Origin of the sequence: Bordetella genomosp. 9, from assembly GCF_002119725.1 — a bacterium.
In the GTDB taxonomy this organism is placed as follows: Bacteria; Pseudomonadota; Gammaproteobacteria; order Burkholderiales; family Burkholderiaceae_B; genus Bordetella_C.
On record NZ_CP021109.1, the window covers coordinates 3,031,723 to 3,056,476 of the forward strand.

At 65.0% G+C, this 24,754-nt stretch carries 19 protein-coding genes and 1 pseudogene; 1 reads left to right on the forward strand and 19 read right to left on the reverse strand.

Annotated elements, in window-relative coordinates; all coding sequences use genetic code 11:
* Positions 1-19: 19 nt before the first annotated feature.
* The 19 genes and pseudogenes from rpoD to ndk all read right to left on the reverse strand — a co-directional run bounded on the left by rpoD (position 20) and on the right by ndk (position 21,690).
* On the reverse strand, positions 20-2,278 hold the full coding sequence (gene rpoD, locus CAL13_RS13955) for an RNA polymerase sigma factor RpoD (RefSeq protein WP_086072714.1): 2,259 nt from the start codon (positions 2,276-2,278) through the stop codon (positions 20-22).
* Positions 2,279-2,984: 706 nt separating this feature from the next.
* Positions 2,985-4,979, reverse strand: coding sequence for a DNA primase (gene dnaG / locus CAL13_RS13960; protein WP_086072715.1), 1,995 nt, complete (start codon positions 4,977-4,979; stop codon positions 2,985-2,987).
* An 88-nt stretch (positions 4,980-5,067) separates the two neighbouring features.
* Complete coding sequence (rpsU, locus tag CAL13_RS13965; protein ID WP_006218592.1) at positions 5,068-5,280, reverse strand: 30S ribosomal protein S21; 213 nt, start codon at positions 5,278-5,280, stop codon at positions 5,068-5,070.
* 54 nt (positions 5,281-5,334) lie between these two features.
* Entirely contained in the window at positions 5,335-5,877 is a 543-nt protein-coding gene (locus CAL13_RS13970) for a phosphoribosyltransferase (RefSeq protein ID WP_086057936.1), read from the reverse strand.
* A 12-nt stretch (positions 5,878-5,889) separates the two neighbouring features.
* Positions 5,890-7,185 carry an adenylosuccinate synthase gene (locus CAL13_RS13975; protein ID WP_086057937.1) on the reverse strand — a complete coding sequence of 432 codons (1,296 nt, stop codon included), beginning with the start codon at positions 7,183-7,185 and terminating at the stop codon, positions 5,890-5,892.
* Positions 7,186-7,257: 72 nt separating this feature from the next.
* On the reverse strand, positions 7,258-8,415 hold the full coding sequence (locus CAL13_RS13980; protein ID WP_086059468.1) for an ATP phosphoribosyltransferase regulatory subunit: 1,158 nt from the start codon (positions 8,413-8,415) through the stop codon (positions 7,258-7,260).
* A 290-nt stretch (positions 8,416-8,705) separates the two neighbouring features.
* Positions 8,706-9,590, reverse strand: a pseudogene (gene hflC, locus CAL13_RS13985) (protease modulator HflC); the annotation flags it as partial.
* 18 nt (positions 9,591-9,608) lie between these two features.
* Positions 9,609-10,901, reverse strand: coding sequence for an FtsH protease activity modulator HflK (gene hflK, locus CAL13_RS13990; RefSeq protein ID WP_086057938.1), 1,293 nt, complete (start codon positions 10,899-10,901; stop codon positions 9,609-9,611).
* On the reverse strand, positions 10,867-11,973 hold the full coding sequence (gene hflX / locus CAL13_RS13995) for a GTPase HflX (RefSeq protein WP_086057939.1): 1,107 nt from the start codon (positions 11,971-11,973) through the stop codon (positions 10,867-10,869). The genes hflK and hflX overlap by 35 nt, the downstream gene beginning before the upstream one ends.
* Positions 11,974-12,156: 183 nt before the next feature.
* Positions 12,157-12,393, reverse strand: coding sequence for an RNA chaperone Hfq (gene hfq, locus CAL13_RS14000; protein WP_066347256.1), 237 nt, complete (start codon positions 12,391-12,393; stop codon positions 12,157-12,159).
* Between the two features lie 113 nt (positions 12,394-12,506).
* Complete coding sequence (gene hisC, locus CAL13_RS14005) at positions 12,507-13,577, reverse strand: histidinol-phosphate transaminase (protein ID WP_086072716.1); 1,071 nt, start codon at positions 13,575-13,577, stop codon at positions 12,507-12,509.
* Positions 13,578-13,627: 50 nt separating this feature from the next.
* Entirely contained in the window at positions 13,628-15,049 is a 1,422-nt protein-coding gene (der, locus tag CAL13_RS14010; RefSeq protein WP_086072717.1) for a ribosome biogenesis GTPase Der, read from the reverse strand.
* Between the two features lie 20 nt (positions 15,050-15,069).
* Positions 15,070-16,227, reverse strand: coding sequence for an outer membrane protein assembly factor BamB (gene bamB / locus CAL13_RS14015; protein WP_086072718.1), 1,158 nt, complete (start codon positions 16,225-16,227; stop codon positions 15,070-15,072).
* Positions 16,228-16,232: 5 nt separating this feature from the next.
* A complete protein-coding gene (locus tag CAL13_RS14020) occupies positions 16,233-16,871 on the reverse strand; it encodes a YfgM family protein (protein ID WP_086057943.1) in 639 nt (212 codons plus the stop codon).
* A gap of 53 nt (positions 16,872-16,924) precedes the next feature.
* Positions 16,925-18,199 (reverse strand): histidine--tRNA ligase, encoded by a 1,275-nt coding sequence (gene hisS, locus CAL13_RS14025; protein WP_086073653.1) that lies wholly within the window; start codon positions 18,197-18,199, stop codon positions 16,925-16,927.
* Positions 18,200-18,248: 49 nt separating this feature from the next.
* The gene (ispG, locus tag CAL13_RS14030; RefSeq protein WP_086057944.1) at positions 18,249-19,535 is read right to left on the reverse strand and encodes a flavodoxin-dependent (E)-4-hydroxy-3-methylbut-2-enyl-diphosphate synthase; all 1,287 of its coding nucleotides are present in this window, start codon (positions 19,533-19,535) and stop codon (positions 18,249-18,251) included.
* A gap of 59 nt (positions 19,536-19,594) precedes the next feature.
* Positions 19,595-20,086, reverse strand: a complete 492-nt coding sequence (locus CAL13_RS14035) for a helix-turn-helix domain-containing protein (RefSeq protein WP_086072719.1) — start codon at positions 20,084-20,086, stop codon at positions 19,595-19,597.
* Complete coding sequence (rlmN, locus tag CAL13_RS14040; RefSeq protein WP_086057946.1) at positions 20,083-21,243, reverse strand: 23S rRNA (adenine(2503)-C(2))-methyltransferase RlmN; 1,161 nt, start codon at positions 21,241-21,243, stop codon at positions 20,083-20,085. Before rlmN ends, CAL13_RS14035 begins: the two co-directional genes overlap by 4 nt.
* A 21-nt stretch (positions 21,244-21,264) precedes the next feature.
* Positions 21,265-21,690: a nucleoside-diphosphate kinase gene (gene ndk / locus CAL13_RS14045; RefSeq protein WP_086057947.1), complete on the reverse strand. Its 426-nt coding sequence runs from the start codon at positions 21,688-21,690 to the stop codon at positions 21,265-21,267.
* Between the two features lie 162 nt (positions 21,691-21,852).
* On the opposite strand from ndk, the gene CAL13_RS14050 reads away from it, so the two are divergent.
* Complete coding sequence (locus tag CAL13_RS14050) at positions 21,853-24,735, forward strand: valine--tRNA ligase (protein ID WP_086072720.1); 2,883 nt, start codon at positions 21,853-21,855, stop codon at positions 24,733-24,735.
* Positions 24,736-24,754: the final 19 nt, after the last annotated feature.

Consider the following 24,754-nt stretch of genomic DNA (forward strand, 5'->3'; position numbering starts at 1 on the left):
TTGGCGATGCCTTCCCTGCTTATTGCCCTTCCAGGAAGCTCTTCAGCTTATCGGCACGGCTGGGATGACGCAGCTTGCGCAGGGCCTTGGCTTCGATCTGGCGGATCCGTTCGCGGGTGACGTCGAACTGCTTGCCGACCTCTTCCAGCGTCTGGTCCGTGCTCATTTCGATGCCGAACCGCATGCGCAAAACCTTGGCCTCGCGCGGCGTCAGGGAGTCTAGCACTTCTTTCACCACATCGCGCATGGAGCCGTGCAGCGCGGCGTCCGAAGGCGCCAGCGTCGCGGTGTCCTCGATGAAATCGCCGAGATGCGAATCGTCGTCATCGCCGATCGGCGTTTCCATGGAGATCGGCTCCTTCGCGATCTTCAGGATCTTGCGGATCTTGTCTTCCGGCATGTCCATCTTCTGCGCCAGCGTCGCGGGATCGGGCTCGGCGCCGGTTTCCTGCAGGATCTGGCGGCTGATCCGGTTCATCTTGTTGATCGTTTCGATCATGTGAACCGGGATACGGATGGTGCGCGCCTGGTCCGCGATGGAACGCGTAATGGCCTGCCGGATCCACCACGTGGCGTACGTGGAGAACTTGTAGCCGCGACGGTATTCGAACTTATCGACCGCCTTCATCAAGCCGATGTTGCCTTCCTGAATCAGGTCCAGGAACTGCAGACCGCGGTTGGTGTATTTCTTCGCGATTGAAATCACCAGACGCAGGTTGGCCTCGGTCATCTCGCGCTTGGCCTTGCGGGCTTTCGCTTCGCCGGTGGCCATGCGCTTGTTGACTTCCTTCAGGTCCTTCAGCGGCAGGACGACGCGCGACTGCAGCTCGATCAGCTTCTGCTGGAGTTCCTGCACGGCGGGGACCTGCCGTTCCAGCGTCTCGGCATAGTCGTGACCCGCCTTGACTTCCTCGACCACCCAGTTCAGGTTGGTCTCGTTGCCCGGGAACACCTTGATGAAGTGCGAGCGCGGCATGCCGGCGCGGTCCACGCACGTGTGCAGGATGGCGCGCTCGAGCTGGCGCACTTCTTCGACCTGGTTGCGCAGCGTATCGGCCAGGCGCTCCACCATCTTGGCGGTGAAGCGGATGCCCATCAGCTCGTTCTGAATGGCCTCCTGCGCTTTCAGGTAGCCCTCGGAACGGTAGCCTTCCTGCTCGTAGGCCGCGCGCATCTTTTCGAACTGCTTGGCGACTTCGTCGAACTTCGCCAGCGCCTTCACGCGCAGATCTTCAAGCTGCTTGCTGCTCATGCCGCCGGCCGGACCGTCGTCGTTCTCGTCCTCTTCGGCCGACACGCCGGCGCCGGCGTATTCCTCGCCGTCTTCCGGATCCACCAGGCCGTCCACGACCTCGTCGATTTGCGCCTGGCCTTCGCGCACGCGGGTAACGTGGGCAAGGATTTCGTTGATGGTCGTCGGGCAGGCCGAGATGGCCATGACCATGTGCTTCAGGCCGTCCTCGATGCGCTTGGCGATTTCGATTTCGCCTTCGCGCGTGAGGAGTTCGACCGAGCCCATTTCACGCATGTACATCCGCACCGGGTCCGTCGTCCGGCCGAAATCCGAATCCACGGTGGTCAGGGCGGCCTCGGCCTCGTCCTCGACGTCGTCGTCGTTGGACGCAACCGGGGCGTTCTCGCTCATGAGCAGCGTTTCGGCATCCGGGGCCTGGTCATAGACCGCGATCCCCATGTCGCTGAAGGTGCTGATGATGCCGTCAATGGCTTCGGCGTCGACCAGATCGTCCGGCAGATGATCGTTGATTTCGCCGTACGTCAGATAGCCGCGGTCCTTGCCCAGCTTGATGAGCTGCTTCAGCCGGTTGCGGCGCGCTTCGTATTCCTCGGGGCTGACCGGCCCGCGGGCGATCAGATCCTTTGGATCGCCCTTGCCGCGCTTGCCGCCGCGCTTTACCGGCTTCAGATCGGGCAGGACTTCGCCGTCGCCGTCGCCGGCGTCATCGAAGTCCGCGCTGTCGTTGTTCTGGTTCTTCGCCGGCCGGCCAGGACGGCGGCCGCTGGGCGCGGGACGTCCGACCAGTTCGGCCAGCTTGTCTTCCGCTTTCTTCGCCTTTGCGGCGGCCTTCGCAGCCTTTTCCGGCGCATCCGCCTTGGCGGATTTCTTGGCGGCGGACTTCACGGCGGCGGACTTGGGCGCAACCTTGACGGCCGCTTTGGCCGATGTTTTTTCCGCCGCCTTGCTTGCGGCGCGCTTGGCCGTTTTGGCTTCTTCGGCCATATCAACTGCAGTGGAGGTTTTGCCGGTGGATTTCGTCATAGTCGCTTCCGTGGTCGTTGCAGGCGGGGAAGCCTGCCGCACCGCTATCGACGGCCCGGAATGCTGCGCGGGGCCGAGTCAAGACGCGTACTTTCAAAACTGATGGGCAGGACCACTGGCCGGTCGGCGCGCCGGGCACACGAGGGGAAAATGCGGAAAACCCTGAATGGGCAGAGCTGCGGGCCGGCATGGGGCGCTGTGCAGCAACGTTCATCTCGCAATCTCCGGCGCGTGCGCCGCGACTTCCTTCCAACCACCGGCGGCGGCATGGGGTCCCGCTTTCTACGCCCCGCGCCTGCCCGCCAATGGACCTGCCTTCACTTACTTCAAACCTGCCTAATGTGGTGACCTTTTCAGTAACCTTGGATAAACCTTGGACAAAACAGGCCGTCCTGGACACCGTTACAATGCGGGCATCCCGCCGCATTGGCAGGACCAAGCCGGAACGCCGGCAAACCAGGCAGCCACGCGGCTTTCGCCACCCAGCGTCCGATATTCGGCGCCCCTATCCCGTGTCCGACCCCCAGTGTCCGGCCCCCGGTGTTCAGCCCGCGGGCTCCAGATCTGCCCTTCCTGTCTTTTCCGTCCTTCCAGTCGTTCCAACATCGGGTTAGACAAGCCTGCGATTCAGGGGTTCTGCTCCAGGGGTTCTGCTTCCGCACGCCGTCCGTCAGGAAAACCCTTGATTTTACCTCATCGCGCTGATTCAGGCATGCTTTATTGCCGCCAGCCGGCGGGAAAGTTCCTGGTACCGGTCTCTTTCCTGCTGATCTCGCAACCCTGACTGGACCAATTCGGCCATCTCGGCCTTGATCGCCTCGAACTCGATCCGATGCAGGGCATCGTCCCATTCAGCCTGTGGGTCCGGCAGCTCTTCTTCGCTAAGCAGATCCGCGCTCATGCTGCGCAGCACCAGTTCGATGTCCGACTCCGGTTCCGCCGCCTCCAGCAGCGCGCCCAGATGGCGGGCTCCGCTGCGCTGAGCAAGTACGATCAGGTCTCTCACCATACCAAGGTGGGGCCCCCGGTCCAATACTTCAAGCTGTTGATCTCCCATGGAATCCACCAGCTCCGGATGCGATAGCAATAGGCGAAGCAGGCGCCGTGCCAATGTGGGAACCGGGCGGCGCGGCTCGACCACGCCGCCCACATTGTCACGGTCCCCGCGACGGGACCACTTCCCGCCCTGCCCTTGCCGGGGCTTGCCTTTGTTGCCGTATCCCTTGCTCCCCCATGCCGGCTGACGTCCGGAACCGGACATGGGCTCGTAGCCGAAATCCGGCGGGGGGACGCCATCATCGATGAAGATGGGCTCGCCACCATCCAGCTCCGCCGGAAAGCCCGGCGGCGGACCGTCGAAAGCCGGACGCGCCAGGGCCGGCCCGCCGGCCTGCTGGGGATCGGGCCCCGCCTGCTGCGCCAGCGCCAAGGCAATTTCCTCGGGTGTCAGCTGCACCAGCTTGGCCAATTCGCGTTCGATCTGGGTCTTCAGTCCGCAAGCCGGAATTGCGGCCAGCAGCGGCCGCGCCTCATGCAGGCAGGCCGCCCGGCCTTCGGCCTCGTCCAGGTTGTGGCGCGAAGCGAGCTCATCCAGCAGGAAGCGCGACAGGGCCGTCGCCTCCGCGAGGCTGGCACGGAACGCCTCGGCGCCGAACTCGCGCACATAGGAATCGGGATCGTGCTCCGGCGGCAGAAAGAGGAAACGCAGATTGATATCGTCGCGCAGCACCGGCAGACAGGCTTGCAGCGCGCGCCAGGCGGCCCGCCGCCCGGCCTTGTCGCCGTCGAAACTGAAGATCACCTTGTCGCTGGCGCGCAGCAGTTTCTTTACATGATCGGGCGTCGTCGACGTGCCGAGCGTGGCCACCGCGTTGCCGACGCCCAATTGCGCCAGCCCCACGACGTCCATATAGCCTTCCACCACGATGACCTGACCTTCGGTCCGGATGGCCTGCCGCGCTTCCCAAAGCCCGTAGAGTTCCTGCCCTTTGGAAAAGATGGGGGTTTCCGGGGAATTCAGGTACTTCGGTTCGCCCTTGCCGATAATGCGCCCGCCGAAACCGACCAGCACGCCACGCGCGTTGCGGATCGGAAACATGACGCGCTCGCGGAAGCGGTCGTATCGGCGGCCATCCTCGGCCTCGATGACCAGCCCCGCCTCGACGAGCGTGGGATCGTCATAACGGCTGAACACCTGCGCCAGGCCCTGGCGGTCCGTGCCGGACCAGCCCAGGCCGAACTCGCGGGCGATCTGCCCGGTGAGCCCGCGCTGCTTCAGATATCGAATGGCCGGCGCCGAGGTCCGCAGCTGTTTCAGGTAGAACGCCTGCGCGGCTTCCAAGACCTGCGTATGCCGCGAGACCTCTTCTTTGCGCCGCGCCGATTCCGCGCGCTGGCGGGGACTGCGGTCCTCTTCCGGCACGGCCATGCCGGCGGACCCGGCCAGCGTGCGGACGGCTTCTGGAAAGCTTGCGCCGGTGTGCTCCATCAGAAAAGTGATGGCGCTGCCATGCGCACCGCAACCGAAGCAGTGGTAGAACTGCTTGGTAGGGCTTACCGTGAAGGAGGGAGTTTTTTCGTTATGGAAGGGGCACAGGCCAAGCAGATTGGCCCCACCCTTGCGCAGCTGCACATAACGCCCGACCACATCGACCACGTCGACTCGGGCGAGGAGTTCCTGTATGAACGATTCCGGAATCAAGCGATTCTAGGATCGGCGCGAGGGATTTTCGAATCAGGCCCAAGGGCCTCGGCACCAGCCGAAGCCCGGCTCGAAAATCGACCCCGGATCAATACAGGCGAGGCGGCAGCTGCTGGCTACGAATCCGTTTGTAGTGGCGCTTCACCGCGGCGGCGTGCTTGCGCTTGCGCTCGGCCGTGGGCTTCTCGTAGAACTCGCGCGAACGCAGTTCGGTCAGAAGACCCGTTTTTTCGATGGTGCGCTTGAAGCGGCGCAGGGCGGCTTCAAACGGTTCGTTTTCCTTCAGGCGAACAATAGGCATAGGCTCTCGGCTTCGATATTCGAGGTGGTAACAGAAGATTCTACCACGCCGTCTTCACGACGTCGACCCCTTGCGCACCCAAGCCTCGAGTTGATGGGGACGCAGGCTGTCGTAGTCCTCGAAAGGCTGGTGAATCCATGGATTGGTCATCAGCTTGTCGACGTAGTAATCGGGGACGGCTTTGGAGTGCCCCTTCCACCACAGCACTGCGCTACGCAGTTCCGTGATGGCGGGAAATTGCTGGCGCAGATGCTCCAGGACGCGATTGAATGTCAGGCCCGTGTCGACCATGTCGTCCACCAGCAGCACGCGACCGGCGAGGCTCCCGCGCGTGATCGTGATGAACTGCGCGATGTCGAGCGAGCCCTGCTTGGTGCCGGCGGCCTCGCGATAGCTGCTGGTCGCGAGAATGCCCAGCGGCACATCGAAGATGCGCGACAGCACGTCGCCGACGCGCACGCCGCCGCGCGCCAGGCAGAGAATCTGATCGAACTGCCAGCCCGAACGATAGACGTTCAGCGCGAGCTGCTCGATCAAGCGGTGGTAATCGTCCCAGCTGACCCAGAGGTCCTTGTCGGTGCTCGGGGGAGAAGTCATGGACGGCCGCTCCTAACCTTTCAGCGGGTGGCGCAAGACGATGGTTTCGTTGCGGTCCGGACCCGTGGAGACGAGATCGATGGGCACCTCGCATACCTGCGCCACGCGTTCCAGGTAGGCACGGGCGGCGGCCGGCAGCTTGTCGTATTCCGTGATGCCGACGGTGGACTCCGACCAGCCCGGCAGTTCCTCGAAAACCGGCTCGGCCTTGGCGACGGCGCACGCGCCGTACGGCAGCACGTCCCGGAACTCGCCATTGACCCGGTAGCCCACGCCCAGCCGGATGGTTTCCAGACCGTCCAGCACGTCCAGCTTGGTGATGCACAGGCCGGTGATGCCGTTCAGGCGCACCGACCGCTTGAGGGCAGCGCCGTCGAACCAGCCGCAGCGGCGCGGACGACCCGTGACAGAACCGAATTCCTTGCCCACGTTCGCCAGGCGGGCGCCAATCTCGTCGACCAGTTCGGTCGGGAAAGGACCGGACCCGACGCGCGTCGTGTAAGCCTTGGTGATACCCAGCACGTAATCCAGCGATTGCGGTCCGACGCCCGCGCCGGCTGCAGCGGCGCCCGCCACGCAGTTGCTGCTGGTGACGAAGGGATAGGTACCGTGATCGACGTCCAGCAAAGCGCCCTGCGCGCCCTCGAACAGCAATCGATGGCCGGCCTTTTGCGCCGCGAAAAGGTTGCTCGACACATCGCGCACCATTGGCGCGATCGCCGGCGCCAGGGCCATGGCCTGATCCCGGACCTGGCTGGCCGACACAGCTTCGGCACCCAGGTATTTCGTAAGGACGAAGTTGTGATACTCGAGCAGCTCACCGAGCTTTTCGTCGAAAACCGCCGGGTCGAACAAGTCCTGCACGCGCAGCGCGCGGCGGGCGATCTTGTCCTCGTAGGCGGGCCCGATCCCACGGCCCGTGGTGCCGATCTTGCCCTCGCCCTTGCGGCTCTCGCGCGCCTGGTCAATGGCAATGTGATACGGCAGGATCAGGGGGCAGATCTCCGAGATCTGCAGCCGCGACCGCACGTCCAGCCCGGCGGCCTCGAGCTCCTCGATTTCCTTGAGCAGCGCTTCGGGCGACAGCACCACGCCGTTGCCGATGTAGCACGTCACGCCGGGGTGCATGATGCCGGAGGGAATCAGCCGCAGAATGGTCTTCTTGCCGTTGATCCACAGCGTATGCCCTGCGTTGTGACCGCCCTGGAAACGCACGACGCCCTGGACGGATTCCGCCAGCCAGTCGACGATCTTTCCCTTGCCTTCGTCACCCCACTGGGTTCCGATGATGACTACGTTCTTGCTCATGATCGAAATTGAATATCGAGTTTCGCGGGAACCAGCCGATTCCCTCGGGGCCCTCTCGCTAGAGGGGATGGATCAAAGGGGGCGCACCCGCCATGCGCCGTCCTGCAGCGCCAATTCACGGTCGCAAACGAATTCGTCCTGATCGTGCTCGTGGCCCGGCAGGACCTGTACGACCACTTCGCCAGCGCGGCGCAGGTCGCGCACCGCTGCCACCAGAGACGGATCCTGCCCCCACGGCGCCCGCACGGCCCGGGCCGGCTCCGCCGGCGGCAGGCCGGCAGCCAGCTTGCGCAGGTCCAGGCTGAAGCCCGTGGCCGGCCGGGCCCGGCCGAATACGCGGCTGACGTCATCGTAACGGCCGCCGCTGACGAGGGCATCGTGCCAGCCTTCGGCGTAGAGGGAGAACGTGACGCCGGAGTGATAACCATAGCCGCGCACGTCCGCCAGGTCGATGCTGGCGCGCAATTCGGGCAGCGCGTGCAGCAACGCCTCCAACGCGTCCAGCGCCTTGGCGATGCCGGGCAGGCGAGGCAGTTCCTGACGGGCGCGCGCCAGCGTGCCGGCGTCTCCGTAGAGTGCCGTCAGTGTGCGCAACGCATCGATCGTATCGGCGCGCGGGCCATCGGGGCGGCGGCCCAGCTCCACCAACCCCGGAACGTCCTTGTCGCGCAGCAAGGTGTGGATCGTGCCGGCGTGGGCCGGCGCGGCCGGGTCGGCATCGATGATCGCCCGCACCACGCCGGGATGACACAAATCCAGCCGCGGCTCGCGCACTCCGGCGACGGTGACCGTGTCGAGCACCAAACGCAGGATTTCGATGTCCGCTTCGACGCCGGCATGGCCGTAGATCTCCGCCCCGATCTGCAGCAGCTCCCGGCTGGACAGGAGGTCGGCCGGGCGGGCGTGCAGGACGGTGCCGCAATAACAGAGCCGGGTGACCCCCGCCCGGTTGAGCAGGTGCGCGTCAATACGGGTGACCTGGGGCGTCATGTCGGCGCGCACGCCAAGGGTGCGGCCGGAAAGTTGATCCACCAGCTTGCAGGTACGCAGGTCCAGGTCCGTGCCGGTGCCGGACAGCAGGGAATCGATGTACTCGACCAGGGGCGGCGCGACCAGTTCGAAACCGTACGTGCGGTACAGATCGAGCAGTTCGCGGCGCAGTTCCTCGATGCGCCGGGCCTCGGCGGGAAGGATGTCCGCCAGGCTCTCGGGCAGCAACCAGTTGCCCATGTTAGTTACCTGATAACGCCAATAAATGCGCGCGATGCGCCAGACGATGCCCAAACGAAAAGCGGCTGAGGGGCGTAAGCCCGCTCAGCCGCTGCGGAATGTTTTAAAGCTTACGGGGTATTGTACATGGTTCCGCTCCCCATGGGGCGCCGGCCCCGGATGGGGCCGGCCCGGCGAGCCACGGCCCGGCCCAGCCCGAGACACGGCTAGGGCCGCGCGTTGGCGGCGCCGCCGCTTCCGGGCGCAGGCGATGCGCCCGACGTGCTGCCGGGGAGACCGCCCAACGTGGCGCTGGGCGAACCGGGCGTGCCGACCGACGATTTGAAGAACTGGAAGAACTCCGAATTCGGGTCCACGACGAGCAGATCGCCCGGCTTGGAGAACGAGGTCCGGTAGGCTTCGAGACTCTTGTAGAAGGAGTAGAAAACCGGGTCCTTGCCGTAGGCCTGGGCGTAAAGACCGCTGGCAGTGGCGTCGCCCTCGCCCATGATGGCCTGCGCCTTGGCATAGGCTTCAGCCATGATTTCTTCGCGGCGGCGATCCGCCTCGGCGCGGATCTTCTCGCCTTCGGCGGCGCCGATGGAGCGAAGTTCGTTTGCCACGCGCTTGCGCTCGGCTTCCATGCGGCGGTAAACCGACTCCGAGATTTCCGGGGCGAACTCGATGCGGCGCAGGCGCACGTCCACGATCTGCACGCCCAGCGGCGTGGCCCGCTTCGCCACGTTCGAAAGAATCTCCGCCATGATCTTGTCGCGCTCGGTGGAGACCACATCCTTCACCGTGCGGATATTGACGGAGGCGTTCAGCGCGTCGCGGATCTGGGCCTGCAGCCGCTCCTGCGCCGCGCGTTCATTGCCGCCGAAGGTGACGTAGTAGAGCCGCGGATCGGCGATGCGCCACTTCACGTAGGAGTCGATCAGCAGGTTCTTTTTTTCCGCCGTCTGGATGCGTTCTGCATCGGTCGATTCGATGGTAAGGATGCGCTTGTCCAGCGTGACCACGTTCTGGAAGGGCGGCGGCGCCTTGAAGTACAGCCCCGGTTCGCTGATGACCTTGCGGACCTCACCCAGGGAGAATACCAGCGCGTAATCGCGCTCGCGGACAATGAAAACGCAGGACGACAGCGCGGCCAGGACAATGAGGAGGCCGACCAGGATGGGCAATAGACGTTGCATATTCATGGACTCCCCCGGTTAGCGCGACAGACGATCGCGGGACAGCGTGTTGCCGCTGCCGGCGCTGCCGGACGAGGACCCGGAGGGGCGTGGAGGCTGAGGAATCGTCGGCTGGCTTGCCCCCGGCAGACTGAGGCTGCCTGAAGGCGGCGGCTTGCCGGCGTCCTGCGCGGCCTGCTGGATAATCCTGTCGATGGGGAGATAGACGACGTTGTTGCCGCCGCGGCTGTCGATCATGACCTTGCTGGAGCGGGAGAACACTTCCTCCATCGTTTCCAGGTACATGCGCTCGCGCATGACCGCCGGCGCCTTGCGGTATTCGCTGACGATGCTGTTGAAGCGCGCTGTGTTGCCCTGCGCGTCCCCGACCACTTTGGCTTTGTAGCCTTCCGCATCCTGGATCATCCGCGATGCCTGGCCGGCAGCCAGCGGCACGACCTGGTTTGCATAGGCCTCGCCTTCATTGATCTGGCGCTCGCGGTCCTGACCAGCCTTGACGGCATCGTCGAAAGCGGCCTGCACCTGCTCGGGCGGCTGCACGTTCTGAATGGCCACCGTGCTGACCTGGATGCCGGTGTGATAGCGGTCCAGAATCTGCTGCATCAGGGACTGCACCTGCGTCGCCACATTGGTACGGCCTTCGTACAGCACGTAGTCCATGGGCTGCTTGCCCACGATCTCGCGCATGGACGTCTCGGCCGCCTGCCGCACCGCCTCGTCCGGATCGCGCGTACGGAAGAGGTAGTCGGGCGCGCCGTCGGCGCGCAGGCGATACTGCACCACGAACTGCATGTCGACGATGTTCTCGTCGGTCGTCAGCATCAATGCTTCGGGCAGCACCTTGTTGCGGGAACTGCCGCGAAAGCCGACTTCGAACGTGCGCAGCTGGGAGATGTTGACGATTTCCTGGTTCTGGAAGGGGTACGGCAGACGCCACTGGAAACCGGCCTGCGTGGTCTTGTGATACTTCCCGAATTGGGTGACGACCGCCACCTGGCCTTCCTGGACGATGTAGAAGCCGCTCGCCAGCCACAATCCGACCAGGATCAGAACGATCAGGCCGGCGCCGATACGCGCATGGCGCGGATTGGCCCCGCCTCCGCCACCGGTGTTGCCGCCATTGCGGCCGCCCTGATTGCCTTTGCGGCCCAGAAGCGCGGCGATGCGATTGTTGAAATCGCGCCAGACCTCGTCCAAGTCGGGCGGCCCGTCGCCGCCACCCTGGGGGCGCCGGGGAGGCTCCGACCCATTCTGGTTGCCGCGACCCCAGCCCGGGTCATTCAGATTGAACAGTTTGGATATTCGTCGCATTATTTCCCGCAATCTGACCAGCCTGTGCAATTGCCCCGCGCAACGCATCAAGACCGGCGCGCTCGGCGGCGCTTACAAACACCCGCGCAATCGTACCATGGGCGTTGTGCTCTACCCTGGGGGGTAGCCCGAGCAGGTCTATCTTGTTGTAGACCATGATTACAGGAATGTCCCCTGCCCCGATCTCGGCAAGGACTTTCTGGACTTCGAGGATCTGTTCATCGCGCTGCGGACTGGCGGCGTCCACGACGTGCAGCAGAAGATCGGCATGCACGGTTTCTTCCAGCGTCGCGCGGAAGGCGGCGATCAGCGTGGGCGGCAAATCGCGGATGAACCCCACCGTGTCGGACAAAACCACCGAACCCGCGCCTTCGATCCAGATGCGCCGCGTCGTCGTGTCGAGCGTGGCGAACAGCTGATTGGCGGCGTACGCGCCCGCGCGCGTCATGGCATTGAAGAGGCTGGACTTGCCGGCGTTGGTGTACCCGACCAGCGAGACGGACAGCGCGCCGCCGCGCGCACGCGAGCGGCGCTGCGTGACGCGTTGGCGTTCGACGCGATCCAGGCGCTCGCGCAACACTTTCACGCGCGAGCCGATCATGCGCCGGTCCATTTCCAACTGTGATTCGCCGGGACCGCGCATGCCGATACCGCCGCGCTGCCGCTCCAGGTGGGTCCACATGCGGGTCAGCCGCGTGGTCAGATGCTGAAGTTGCGCAAGCTCGACCTGCAGCTTGCCTTCATGGCTTTTGGCGCGCAGGGCGAAGATGTCGAGGATCAGGGCCACGCGGTCGACCACGCGCAGGTTGAATGCGCGTTCGAGGTTGCGTTGCTGGGCCGGCGAAAGCGGCTGGTCGAACAGGATGATGTCGGCGTCGTGCGCCTTGGCCACCGCGACGGCTTCTTCGACCTTGCCGGAGCCGATGAAGTATTTGGCGTCCGGCCGGTCGCGCCTGGCCAGCACGGTGTCCACGATTTCGGCGCCCGCGCCTTGCGCGAGCATGGCGAATTCCTGCGCATGCGCGTCGAAATCCGGGTTGCCCAGATCGACGCTAATGATCAGCGCCCGCATACGGCCTCCGGAAAGTGGCGGGAGCCGCAAGCGGCGTGCGCACAGTGAAAATGCCCGCCGACACGCTGGGTGCGACGGGCACAAGGATCGAAGTGGCCAACGAAGCGAGCAGGACCACGGGGATGACCGTTTGCGCCACCCCGCCACACGGGGTCGGAGTCGGCGCGACGGTCGAGCGGACAATTATTCAGAAGGGATTTCCACCTGGAAATTGACGGCGCGCGCGGGCACCACGGTTGAGATGGCATGCTTGTAGACCATTTGGGTCACGGTATTGCGCAGCAGCACGACGTACTGATCGAAAGACTCGATTTGCCCCTGAAGCTTGATCCCGTTGACGAGGTAGATGGACACCGGAACGTGGTCCTTACGCAGCGTATTCAAAAACGGATCTTGCAGAGTTTGCCCTTTATTGCTCATTGGCCAGGCTCCATTGTGTTGTTGTGATAGGTGGCAGACGCCGAAATCTGTACTCTACAGGGTTTTCCCGGGCGCTGCCACTGAATGATGTGACGCAACATGACACCAAAAGTTCACGCCAAAATCGTGCGCAGCGCGTGCACCAGCGTGTCGCATTCTGCGGCCGTGCCGATCGAAATCCGCAGGAATTGAGCGATGCGCGGATGGCTGAAATGACGAACGATGATGCCGCGCTCACGCAGCGCGGCGGCAAGTGCGGCGGCGTCCCGAGCAGGGTGCCGGACGAAGACGAAATTGGCAGCCGAAGGGAGTACTTCGAAGCGCATTTCGCGCAGCGCGGCAGTCAGCGCATCGCGCGTTTGCATGACAGCCGAACGGGTGAACTCGAAGTAAGCCGTATCCTCGATCGCCGCCGCGGCGCCGATGGCGGCAAGCCGGTCGACCGGATAGGAGTTGAAGCTGTTCTTTACGCGCTCCAGCCCTTCGATCAGCGCCGTGCTGCCGATGGCAAAACCCAGTCGCAGCCCCGCCAGCGAACGCGACTTGGACAAGGTCTGGATGACGAGCAGGTTGTCGTAGCGCGCAACCAGGGGAACCGCAGATTCCGCGCCGAAATCGACATAGGCTTCGTCGATGACCACGACCGCATCGGGGTTGCCCGCGACGATGCGTTCGATTTCTGCGCGCGATAGCGCCCGTCCGGTCGGCGCATTGGGATTGGGAAACAGGATCGGACCACCGGCAGTCCCTGCCGCAGGCAGATAGTCTTCGACATCGATACGGAAGTCGCTGGTCAGCGGCACCGTCTCGTAGCGCACGCCGTACAGCCCGCAATAGACGGGATAGAAGCTGTAGGTGATATCCGGGAAGCGCAAGGGGGCGTCGTGGTTCAGCAGGGCCTGGAAGGCAATCGCCAACACCTCGTCCGACCCATTGCCGACGAATACCTGAGGCAGCGATACGCCGAAGTGCCGCGCGATTGTCTGCCGCAATCGGTCGGAGCCCGGATCCGGGTATAGCCTGAGGGCATCGTCGCAGGCGTCGCGCAGGGCCGCGAGCACCTTTGGCGACGGGCCGAAGGGATTCTCGTTGGTATTGAGTTTGACCAGGTTCGCCATCTTGGGCTGCTCGCCCGGGACATAGGGGCTGAGCCCGGCGACGACGGGGCTCCAATAACGACTCATGCTCGTCCTTGCCTGCGGCGTCCGGCCGCGGTTGAGGGCTGTCAACGCTGCTATTTATCCTGCACGTACGGGTTGCGCGACGACTTGAACTCGATGCGCAGCGGCGTGCCCGCCAGATCGAACGCCGTCCGGAAACGCGTTTCCAGATAGCGGCGGTAGGCGTCGGGCACCGCGTCCAGCGCGTTGCCGTGGATGACGACCAGGGGCGGATTCTGGCCGCCCTGGTGCGCATAGCGCATCTTGGGCCGGAAGATGCCCTTGCGCGGTGGCGGCTGCTGTTCCACCGCTGCCTGCAGCTCGCGCGTCAGCTTGGGGGTGGACAGCTTGGCGAAGGCGGCGGCATGCGCGCTGTTGACCGATTTCAGCAGGTTCTTTACCCCACTGCCCTTCAGCGCGGAGATCGTATGCATGCGGGCAAACGACAGGAACCGCAGCTTGCGTTCGAATTCGCGCTGGATGCGCTCGCGCTGTTCGGCGTCCAGGCCGTCCCATTTGTTGATGGCGACCACCACCGCGCGCCCGGTCTCCAGCACGAAGCCGGCGATGTGGGCATCCTGCTCGGAGATCTCGGCCCGCGCGTCCAGCATCAGAAGCACGACGTTGCTGGCCTCGATGGCCTGCAAGGTCTTGATCACCGAAAACTTTTCGATTGCCTCGAACACCTTGCCGCGCTTGCGCAAGCCCGCGGTATCGATGAGCGTATAGCGCTTGCCGTCGCGCTCGAAATCGATCTCGATGGCGTCTCGCGTAGTGCCCGGCAGATCGAACGCGATGACGCGCTCCTCGCCGAGCAGGGTATTGATCAGGGTGGACTTGCCGACGTTGGGCCGCCCCACGATCGCCAATTTGATGCGGTGGTCCGGCGGCGGAGGCTGGAACTTGCCTTCGGAAGCCACGTCGGCGCCTTCCGCCGATTCGGCGTCTTCGTCATCCGCGGCTTGCGCGCCGTCCCCCGCCGCTTGGGGTTCCGGTTGCACCAGGCCTTCCAAGGCACGTTCGATCAGGTCCGCGATGCCATCGCCATGGGCGGCGGAAATCGGCCACGGCTGCCCCAATCCGAGTTCGTGGAAGTCCGTGGCGGCGGCCATGCCCATGCCTTCGGCCTTGTTGACCGCCAGCAGGACGCGTTGCTGGCCGGACCGGCGCAGCAGGTCGGCGATCTCGTGATCGTGGGCATTCACCCCCGCACGTCCGTCCACCAGGAAAATGACGACGTCCGACTCGGCGATGGCCTGCCGGGTCTGGCGCGCCATCTCGCGCAGGATGCCGTCCTTGGCCACCGGCTCGAAGCCGCCGGTGTCAATGACGATGAAGGGATAATCCCCCACCCTCCCCTCGCCGTAATGGCGATCGCGCGTCAGGCCGGAGTAATCGGCGACCAGCGCGGCGCGCGAACGCGTCAGGCGGTTGAAAAGGGTGGACTTCCCCACATTGGGACGTCCGACCAGGGCAACGACAGGCTTGAAAGACACAGGTAGAAGACGCGTAAGGTTCAGTTGGTTCCGATCATGACCAGATTGCCGTTTCCGGTCTGGACCAGCACGCCCTGGGAGGTAACTTGCAGCGGCGACACGATGGCGTCCCCACCCACGGACAGGCGCGCCAGCAGACGGCCGTCCTCGCGCGACAGGAAGTGCACATAGCCATCATAGTCGCCCACGGCCACGGCGGGTCCGATGGGAACGGGCGCGGTCAAATGCCGGTTGCGCAAGGCGTCCTGCTTCCACAGATTGGTGCCGTCGCGCAGACTGAAGGCAAACACGGTGCTGTGCTGGTCCGGGGCGTAGACGGCGGTTTCGTCCGCGCCCAGACCGACGGCGCTGGAGAAGTCCTTGGCCCAGACAGTACGCCCGCCCTGGGAGACGTCAAAGCATACGATGCGGCCCTGGTAGGCGACGGCGCACATCAGGGGGCCGATCAGGTGAGGCGCGCCCACCACGTCGTTCAGGCGCTCCAGGTCGCTCCCCCCTCTGGCGGTGGCGACGGTGCCTTCCCATTGGACATTGCCGCTATCGCCGTTGATCGCCATCATCTTGCCGCCCGGCAGGCCGGCGATGACGAGGCCTTCGGCCATGATCATCCGGGAACTCGTGCGCAGGGCGAGCGCGGGACCGGGGCGCTGCACGCTCCATACTCGGTCGCCGCTGCGCGCGTCGTAAGCGGTGATGCGGTAGTCGCCAGTACGGACGACGACCAGACCATGGCCGACCACGGGCGGCTGGTCGACCTCGCTGGTCGCGCGCACTTTCCAAATGAGCTTGCCGGTATCGTCGAACGCAATCACGTCGCCGCCTGCGCTGGCCACGACGGTGGTGACCCCATCGCTGCCGGCGCCCGCGCTGAGGTCGGTCTTGGCGTCGGTGCGCCAGAGCGCCCGGCCGCTCAGCAGATCGTATTTACCCACCGTGCCGTTGGGCGTGGCGGCGTAGACGGCTTCACCCACGACCGTGGGATAGAAGCCCAGACCGCTGCCGCTGCCGGCCGACACGGACCATACCTGACGCACCGACATGCCCGGTTTGTATTCGGTCAGCGGCGCCGGGTCGTAGCGCGTATCGTCTTTCGAGAAGATGGAGCAGGCGCCCAGAGCCAGCAACGTCGACATGCAGGCGGCCAGGACGACCGAACGGCGGAAAACAGACATGGACATCGGAATCAGGCTCCGCTCAAGGCATCGAGTTTCAAGCGAACAACGGGCGTCAGGGGATTGGCAGCGCCCAGACCATCGATCGCGCTCTGCCAGGCGGCGCGCGCTTCCTGGGTCTTGCCCTGGGCGGCCAGGATGTCGCCACGGCGGTCGGCGTACAGCGCGGCGAACGGCGGCGGCGGATCCTGCAGCTGCGCCAGCGCGGCGTCGTATTGCTTTTGATCCAGCAGCAGTCCGGCGAGCCTGAGTTTTGCGATGGGCTGCAAAGCCGTCTGCTTGCGCTGCCCCGCCAGCCATTCGAGCTGCTCGCGCGCACCTTGAAGGTCGTTCTGCGCTTGCAGCGCCTGCGCCGCGACCAGCACTCCGCGCGCGGCGTAGCCGGTATTGGGATAGTCCTCGCGCAGCGTGCCGGCGGCGGCCTTGATGCGCGCAACGGCGTCGGTCCCGCCGATGCGCGCCGCATCTTCCAGCGCTTCGAAATAGCCCATGGCCTGGCGGCTGACGTGCGACTGCCACGTCTGCCATCCGGCCCAGCCTCCCCAGCCGATGGCCGCCAGCGCGACCACGATGGTCACCAGCATGCCATAGCGCGCCCACCAGGCCTTCAATGCGTCGAGTTTTTCCTGTTCTTCGAGATCGTATGCCATGCTCACATGTCCTGCCGGACCCACAATTTCAAAACGGACGGCGGCCGCGGCATTCAGCCGCGCAGCGCCTCGGCGAGTTCGGCCAGCGGTACCTGCCGCTGGCCGCCATCGGCTTCGCCGCGCAGCGGCTTGACGCCCGCCGTACCGGCGGCCACTTCGTCGGCGCCAAGAATAACCGCAACTCGGGCGCCGCTGGCATCGGCACGCTTGAATTGCGACTTAAAGCTCGCCGCGCCGGCGTGGACGATAACGGAAAGTCCGGCATCGCGCAGTTGCTCGCCGACCCGGGCGGCCAGCCGCTGGGCTTCATCGCCCTGGTGGACGATGTAGACCTCGCATTCGGGCACGGGTTCGGCCGGGACAGTCTGTTCCCAGAGATCCAGCAGACGCTCCATGCCGATGGCGAACCCGACCGCGGGCGCCGGCTTTCCGCCGAGCAATTCGATCAGCCCGTCGTAGCGTCCGCCGCCGCATACCGTGCCCTGCGCGCCGAGACGGTCGGTTACCCACTCGAATACGGTCAGGTTGTAGTAGTCCAGGCCGCGGACCAGACGGGGATTGAGGCGGTAGGCAATGCCTGCGTCGTCCAGCCGGGCCCGCACGCCATCGAAGTGGGCGCGCGATTCCTCGCCCAGGAAATCGAACAGGCGCGGCGCGCTGTCCGCCATTGCCTGCATGGCAGGGTTCTTGGTGTCCAGCACGCGCAGCGGATTGCTGTACATGCGGCGCAGCCCGTCCTCGTCCAGCACGTCGCGATGGCGCTCGAGATGCTCGATCAGCGCGGCGCGGTGGGCGGCGCGTTCGGCAGGCTGTCCCAGCGAGTTCAGCTCCAGCCGCACGTCGGTCAGGCCGAGGCGCTTCCAGAGCCGCGCCAGCATGACGATGAGTTCGGCATCCACGTCCGGCCCGGCGAAACCGAGCGCTTCGACGTCGATCTGGTGAAACTGCCGATATCGGCCGCGCTGCGGCCTTTCATGGCGAAACACCGGCCCCATCGAATACACCCGATGTGGACGGTCGTAGAGCAGATTGTGCTCGATGCTGGCGCGCACGATGCCCGCGGTTATTTCCGGACGCATGGTGAGCGATTCGCCGTTCAGCGCGTCGGTGAAGGTGTACATCTCTTTTTCGACGATGTCCGTAACCTCGCCGATGCCGCGCGCGAACAGGCGCGTGTGTTCGAGCACGGGCGTGCGTACGTTGCGATAGCCGTATGCATGCAGCCAATCGCGCACGATTTCCTCGAATTGTTCCCAGCGGGCGCCGGCGCCGGGCAGGACATCGTTCATGCCGCGGATGGCGGCGACTTTCTGGAAAGCTTGCGTCATGTCGTGATGCGCGCCGCGATGCATGCGCGGCGTACGCCGTACCCTTCTTCTATTGTGAAACCGGCACGCCATAGCGGCGTGCGACGTAGTCTTCGACGATGGACTGGAACTCTTCGGCGATATGGTCGCCCTTGAGCGTCACGGTTCTTTCGCCGTCGATGAACACCGGCGCCGCGGGCACCTCGCCAGTTCCCGGCAGGCTGATGCCGATATCGGCATGCCGGCTTTCGCCGGGGCCGTTGACCACGCAACCCATGACGGCGACGTTCATCGTTTCGACGCCCGGATACCGCGTGCGCCAAACCGGCATCTGGCGGCGCAGATACCCCTGGATGCTATCGGCCAGTTCCTGGAAAACCGTGCTGCTGGTGCGCCCGCATCCCGGGCAGGCGACTACCATGGGCGTGAAGGCGCGCAGCCCCATGCTTTGCAGGATTTCCTGGGCCACGACGACTTCGCGCGTCCGATCGCCGCCGGGTTCCGGCGTGAGCGAGATGCGGATGGTGTCGCCGATGCCTTCCTGCAGCAGGACGGCCAGGGCCGCCGTCGATGCGACGATGCCCTTGCTTCCCATGCCGGCTTCGGTCAGCCCGAGATGCAGCGGATAGTCGCAGCGGGCTGCGAGGTCGCGATAGACGGCAATGAGGTCCTGCACATGGCTGACCTTGCAGGAAAGAATGATCTTGTCGCCTGCCAGACCAAGCTCTTCGGCCCGGCGCGCATTGCTGATGGCGGACACCACCAGGGCGTCGCGCATGACGGCCTGCGCTTCCCAGGGTTCGGCGCGACGGTTGTTTTCGTCCATCTTGCGCGCCATCAGCTCGTGGTCCAGGCTGCCCCAGTTCACGCCGATGCGTACGGGCTTGTCGTAGCGGCAGGCGACTTCGATCATCTGGGCGAAGTTGTCGTCACGCTTCTTGCCGCCGCCCATGTTGCCCGGGTTGATGCGGTACTTCGAAAGCGCCTGCGCGCATTCGGGGAATTGCGTCAACAGCTTGTGGCCGTTGTAGTGAAAGTCGCCCACCAGCGGGACGTCCACGCCCATGCGGTCGAGCTGCTCGCGGATGGCCGGCACTTCGCGCGCGGCCTCGGGCGTATTGACCGTGATGCGGACCATTTCCGAGCCCGCCTGCGCGAGCTCGCGGACCTGGATGGCGGTGGCGATGGCGTCGGCGGTGTCCGTATTGGTCATGGATTGCACGACCACGGGCGCGTCGCCGCCGATGGTGACGACCCGCCCGTTCCACTGCACCCGCACGGCGCGCGTAGGATGACGGGCCGCGGGGCCCACGGGGGGCGGCGCTTGATCCTGGCAGGGCGGTGTCGGTTCTTGCATGGCGAGAGGCGTCGAAGCGCGGTTGGACAAAACGGAAATTCGAGGCGGCGGGGCAGCCGTCAATGCCCGGAATGGGGCAGCAGGCCCGAGATCCAGTGACCGGGCAGCCAGCCTTGCCAGAAGCCGTAAACGGCGGCAGCCACGATGACCAGCAGGATCACGAGCCACCAGCCCCACGAGGAGGAACCGCGCTCTTCTTCCGCGGGCAGGGCGCCGCGCGGCGCGTGCAGGCCGCCCTGCGCCAGCCTTGCGGGCTGCGCCCCGCGCAAATGGGGGTCGAGCGACGCGACGATGGCTTCGGCGTCGGCGCCCAGCAGCCGCGCGTAGCTGCGCACCAGGCCGCGCAGGGAAATACCCGTGGGAAGGTCTTCCCAGCGTTCTTCTTCCAGCGCGGCGATCTGGCGCGGCGCAAACTTGATGCGGCCGGCCACTTCTTCCAGCGACCAGCCCTTGCTGATGCGCAGCGACCGCAGCGCGCCGCCCACCGCCTTTTCACCGGCGGTATCGGAGCCGGTTTGCGTGGCGGCGGGCGTGGCGGGAGTCTCTGTCATGCGTGCACCTGCTTGATCGGAATGGCCTTGCGCTGCTCGGCGATACGTTCGGTGATCCGGGTGCGGTCGCGCACCTCGCCGGCCAGCTGGCCGCAGGCGGCGTCGATATCGTCGCCGCGCGTCTTGCGCACGGTGGTGATGACGCCGGCATCCATCAGCCGCTGCGCGAAGATCCGGACACGGGCCGAGGGCGAGCGCTTCAGGCCGGATTGCGGGAAGGGATTGAACGGGATCAGGTTGATCTTGCACCGCACCTGGCGGGCGATGCCGACCAATTCCCGTGCATGTTCGTCGGAGTCGTTGACGCCGTCGAGCATGACGTATTCGAAAGTAATGAAGTCGCGGGGCGCGTACGCCAGGTAGCGATTGCAGGCCGCCAGCAGCTCGGCCAGCGGATACTTGCGGTTCAGCGGGACCAGGTGATCGCGTAAGGCGTCATTGGGCGCGTGCAGCGACACGGCCAGCGCCACGGGGCAATCCTGCGACAGGCGATCCATCATGGGCACGACGCCCGAGGTGGATACCGTGACGCGCCGGCGGGACAGCCCATAGGCATTGTCGTCCAGCATCAGCCGCAGCGACGTCAGCACCTGGTCGTAATTGAGCAGGGGCTCGCCCATGCCCATCATCACCACGTTGCTGACCACGCGGCTGTCCGGCTGCGCGCCGGCCTTTGCGGACGGCAGGCGGGCGCTGGCGAGATCGCCTTCGAGCACTTTGCGGGCCCACCACAGCTGCCCGATGATTTCGCTGGCGTGCAGATTGCGGTTGAAGCCTTGATGGCCGGTGGAGCAGAAACGGCAGGCCACGGTGCAGCCCGCCTGGCTGGAGATGCAAAGGGTGCCGCGGTCGTCTTCCGGGATGAAGACGGTTTCTATGGCGTTGCCCTGCCCCACGTCGAACAGCCACTTGCGCGTGCCGTCGGCGGATTTCTGCTCGGTGACCACGGGCAGCGCGCGGATTTCGCACTGGCCCGCCAATTGCGCGCGGAAATCCCGCGCGAGGTCCGTCATGGCGTCGAACGTGTCGGCGCCGCGCTGGTGGACCCAGCGCTGCAGTTGCCGGGCGCGGAAAGGCTTGCCGCCCCAGCGCTGCACCAGCGCGGTCAGCTCGGAACCGTCCAGGCCCAGCAGATTGACACGTTCGTCGGAATTCATGAGGCTCGCGCGGCGCTGCGATCAGCGGCTGTGGATGTTGATTTCGGGGAAGAAGAAGGCCACTTCCACCGCGGCGGTTTCAGGAGCGTCCGAACCGTGCACGGCATTGGCGTCGATGCTGTCGGCAAAGTCGGCGCGGATGGTGCCGGGAGCTGCCTTCTTCGGGTCGGTGGCGCCCATCAGGTCGCGGTTCTTCTGGATGGCGTTTTCGCCTTCCAGCACCTGCACGAACACCGGGCCGGAAACCATGAAATCGACCAGATCCTTGAAGAAGGGGCGATCCTTATGGACGGCGTAGAAACGCTCGGCGTCGGCGCGCGACAATTGCAGCATGCGCGCGGCAATCACCTTCAGGCCGGCCTGCTCGAAACGGGCCACGATCTGGCCGATAACATTCTTTGCCACGGCGTCGGGCTTGATGATCGAGAGGGTGCGTTCGATGGGCATGAAAACTCCAATAAAAACAGGGACTTCTACTAGGTTTACAGTAACCGGACATTCTAGCACGCCGCGATTGGCGTCTACATCTTAAAATTGCGGGTTTCCCCGGCGTAACCGCCCGGGGCCGCAGGGCCGCCTCCGGCGCCCGCAATCAGCTGGAATCGCGCAATGAACAAAGCCGCACCCCAAAACGAACCGCAGGAACTATCCAAGAGCTTCGAACCCGCCGAAATCGAGGCGCGCTGGTACGCCGAATGGGACCGGCGCGGCTATTTCAAGGCGGGCCGGCACGTGGAAGGCGGCGCGTCCTCGGGCAACTACACCATCCAGTTTCCCCCGCCCAATGTGACTGGGACATTGCACATGGGCCATGCGTTCAACCAGACCATCATGGATGGGCTGGCCCGCTACCACCGAATGTCGGGGGACGATACGGTGCTGATTCCGGGGACCGATCACGCCGGCATCGCCACGCAGATCGTCGTCCAGCGGCAGCTCGACGCCCAGCAGATTTCGCGCCACGACCTGGGGCGCGAAAAGTTCGTCGAAAAAGTCTGGGAATGGAAGCAGCAGTCGGGCAATACGATTACCGGCCAGGTCCGCCGGCTCGGCTCCTCGGCGGACTGGACGCGCGAGTACTTCACCATGGACGAGCGCATGTCGCGCGGCGTGGTGGAAACCTTCGTGCGGCTGTACCGCGAAGGCCTGATCTATCGCGGCAAGCGGCTGGTCAATTGGGACCCCAAGCTGCTCACCGCCGTGTCGGACCTGGAGGTCCAGTCCGAGGAAACGGACGGCTTCATGTGGCATATCGAGTACCCCTTCGTGGACGGACCGCAGACCATCGTGGACCGGGAAGGCAACACGGTGACGCTGCGCGGCATGACCATCGCCACAACCCGCCCGGAAACCATGCTGGCCGACGGCGCCCTGTGCGTGCACCCGGATGACGCGCGCTACAAGCATCTGGTGGGCAAGTACGTCGAGCTGCCGCTGTGCGACCGGAACATCCCGATCATCGCGGACGACTTCGTGGATCCGGACTTCGGCACGGGTTGCGTCAAGATCACCGGCGCGCACGATTTCAACGACTATGCCTGCGCGTTGCGGCACAACCTGCCGATGATCGTGATCTTCACGCCGGACGCGCACATCAACGAAAACGGCCCCGCCGCCTTCCGCGGCATGGAGCGCTACGAGGCGCGCAAGGCGGTGGTGCAGGCCCTGGAAGACCAGGGATACCTGGTGCGCGTGGAACCGCACAAGATGATGCAGCCCAAGGGCGACCGCACCGGTGTCGTGCTGGAACCCATGCTCACCGACCAGTGGTTCGTCGCGATGAGCAAGCCGGCGCCCGAAGGGACGCTGCATCCCGGCAAGAGCATCACCCAGGTGGCGCTCGAAGTCGTCGCCGACGGCCGCATCACTTTCCATCCCGAGAACTGGACCGCGGTCTACAACCAGTGGCTGGACAACATCCAGGACTGGTGCATTTCGCGCCAGCTGTGGTGGGGCCACCAGATTCCGGCATGGTATGCGCCGGACGGGCAGATCTTCGTGGCGCATGATGAAGCCGAAGCCATTGCACAGGCGCGTGCGGCAGGTGTGGAAGGTCCGCTGACCCGGGACCCGGACGTCCTGGACACCTGGTTCTCGTCGGCGCTCGTGCCGTTCACCACCCTTGGCTGGCCGGAAGAGACGCCGGATTTGTCGCGCTATCTGCCGTCCAGCGTGCTGGTCACCGGTTTCGACATCATTTTCTTCTGGGTCGCGCGCATGGTGATGATGACCACGCACTTGACCGGACAGATTCCGTTCCGGCACGTCTACGTGCACGGCCTGATCCGCGACGCCGACGGCCAGAAGATGAGCAAGTCCAAGGGCAACACCCTGGACCCGGTCGATCTGATCGACGGCGTCGACCTGGAAACGCTGGTGGCCAAGCGTACCTATGGCCTGATGAATCCGAAGCAGGCGGGGGCGATCGAGAAGGCCACGCGCAAACAGTATCCGGACGGCATTCCGGCCTTCGGCGCGGACGCGCTGCGCTTCACGATGGCGGCTTACGCCACGCTGGGGCGCAACATTAACTTCGACCTGAAGCGGTGCGAGGGCTATCGCAACTTCTGCAACAAGCTCTGGAACGCCACGCGTTTCGTGCTGATGAACACCGAGGGCCATGACGTCGGCACCGCGGCGAACCAGCAGCTGAGCTTCGTCGACCGCTGGATCATCAGCCAGCTGCAGGAGCTCGAAGCGGAAGTGGCGCGCGGTTTCGCGGACTACCGCTTCGACAATATCGCCAACGCGCTGTACCGCTTCATCTGGGACGAGTATTGCGACTGGTATGTCGAGCTGGCGAAGGTGCAGCTGCAGACTGGCACGCCCGCGCAGCAGGCCGGCACGCGAGCGACCCTGATCCGGGTGCTCGAAGCCGTGTTGCGCCTGGCGCATCCAATCATCCCGTTCATCACCGAAGAGCTGTGGCAGAAGGTGTCCGTGGTCGCCGGCAAGCGCGAGCCGGGCAAAGCGGACAGCGTCAGCGTGCAGCCCTACCCGCGGCCGAATCCTCAGGTCATCGACCGCGAAGCGGAGGCCGCCGTGGCCGAGCTGAAGGCGCAGGTGGAAGCAGTGCGCGCGCTGCGGGGCGAGATGAATCTATCGCCGGCCCAGAAGGTGCCGCTGATCGCCCAAGGGCCGGCGGCGCTGCTTGAGCGCAATGGCCCCTACCTGGCTGCGCTGGCCCGGCTGACGACCGTCGATGTGGTACAGACGCTGCCCGACATGGGCGCGCCCGTGCAGGTGGTCGGCGACGCGCGTCTGATGCTGCACGTCGAGATCGACGTCGAAGCCGAGCTTGCTCGACTGGACAAGGAGATCGCCCGCCTGGAAGGCGAAATCGCCAAGGCCAACGGCAAATTGTCTAACGCCAGCTTTGTGCAGCGCGCCCCTGCCGCGGTGGTCGAGCAGGAAAAAGCCCGTCTGGCGCAGTTCGGTGAGACGCTGGTCAAGGTTCGCGAGCAGCGGTCCAGATTGGCGGCCCGAGGCTGATCGCTTGGGATGGCCGGCG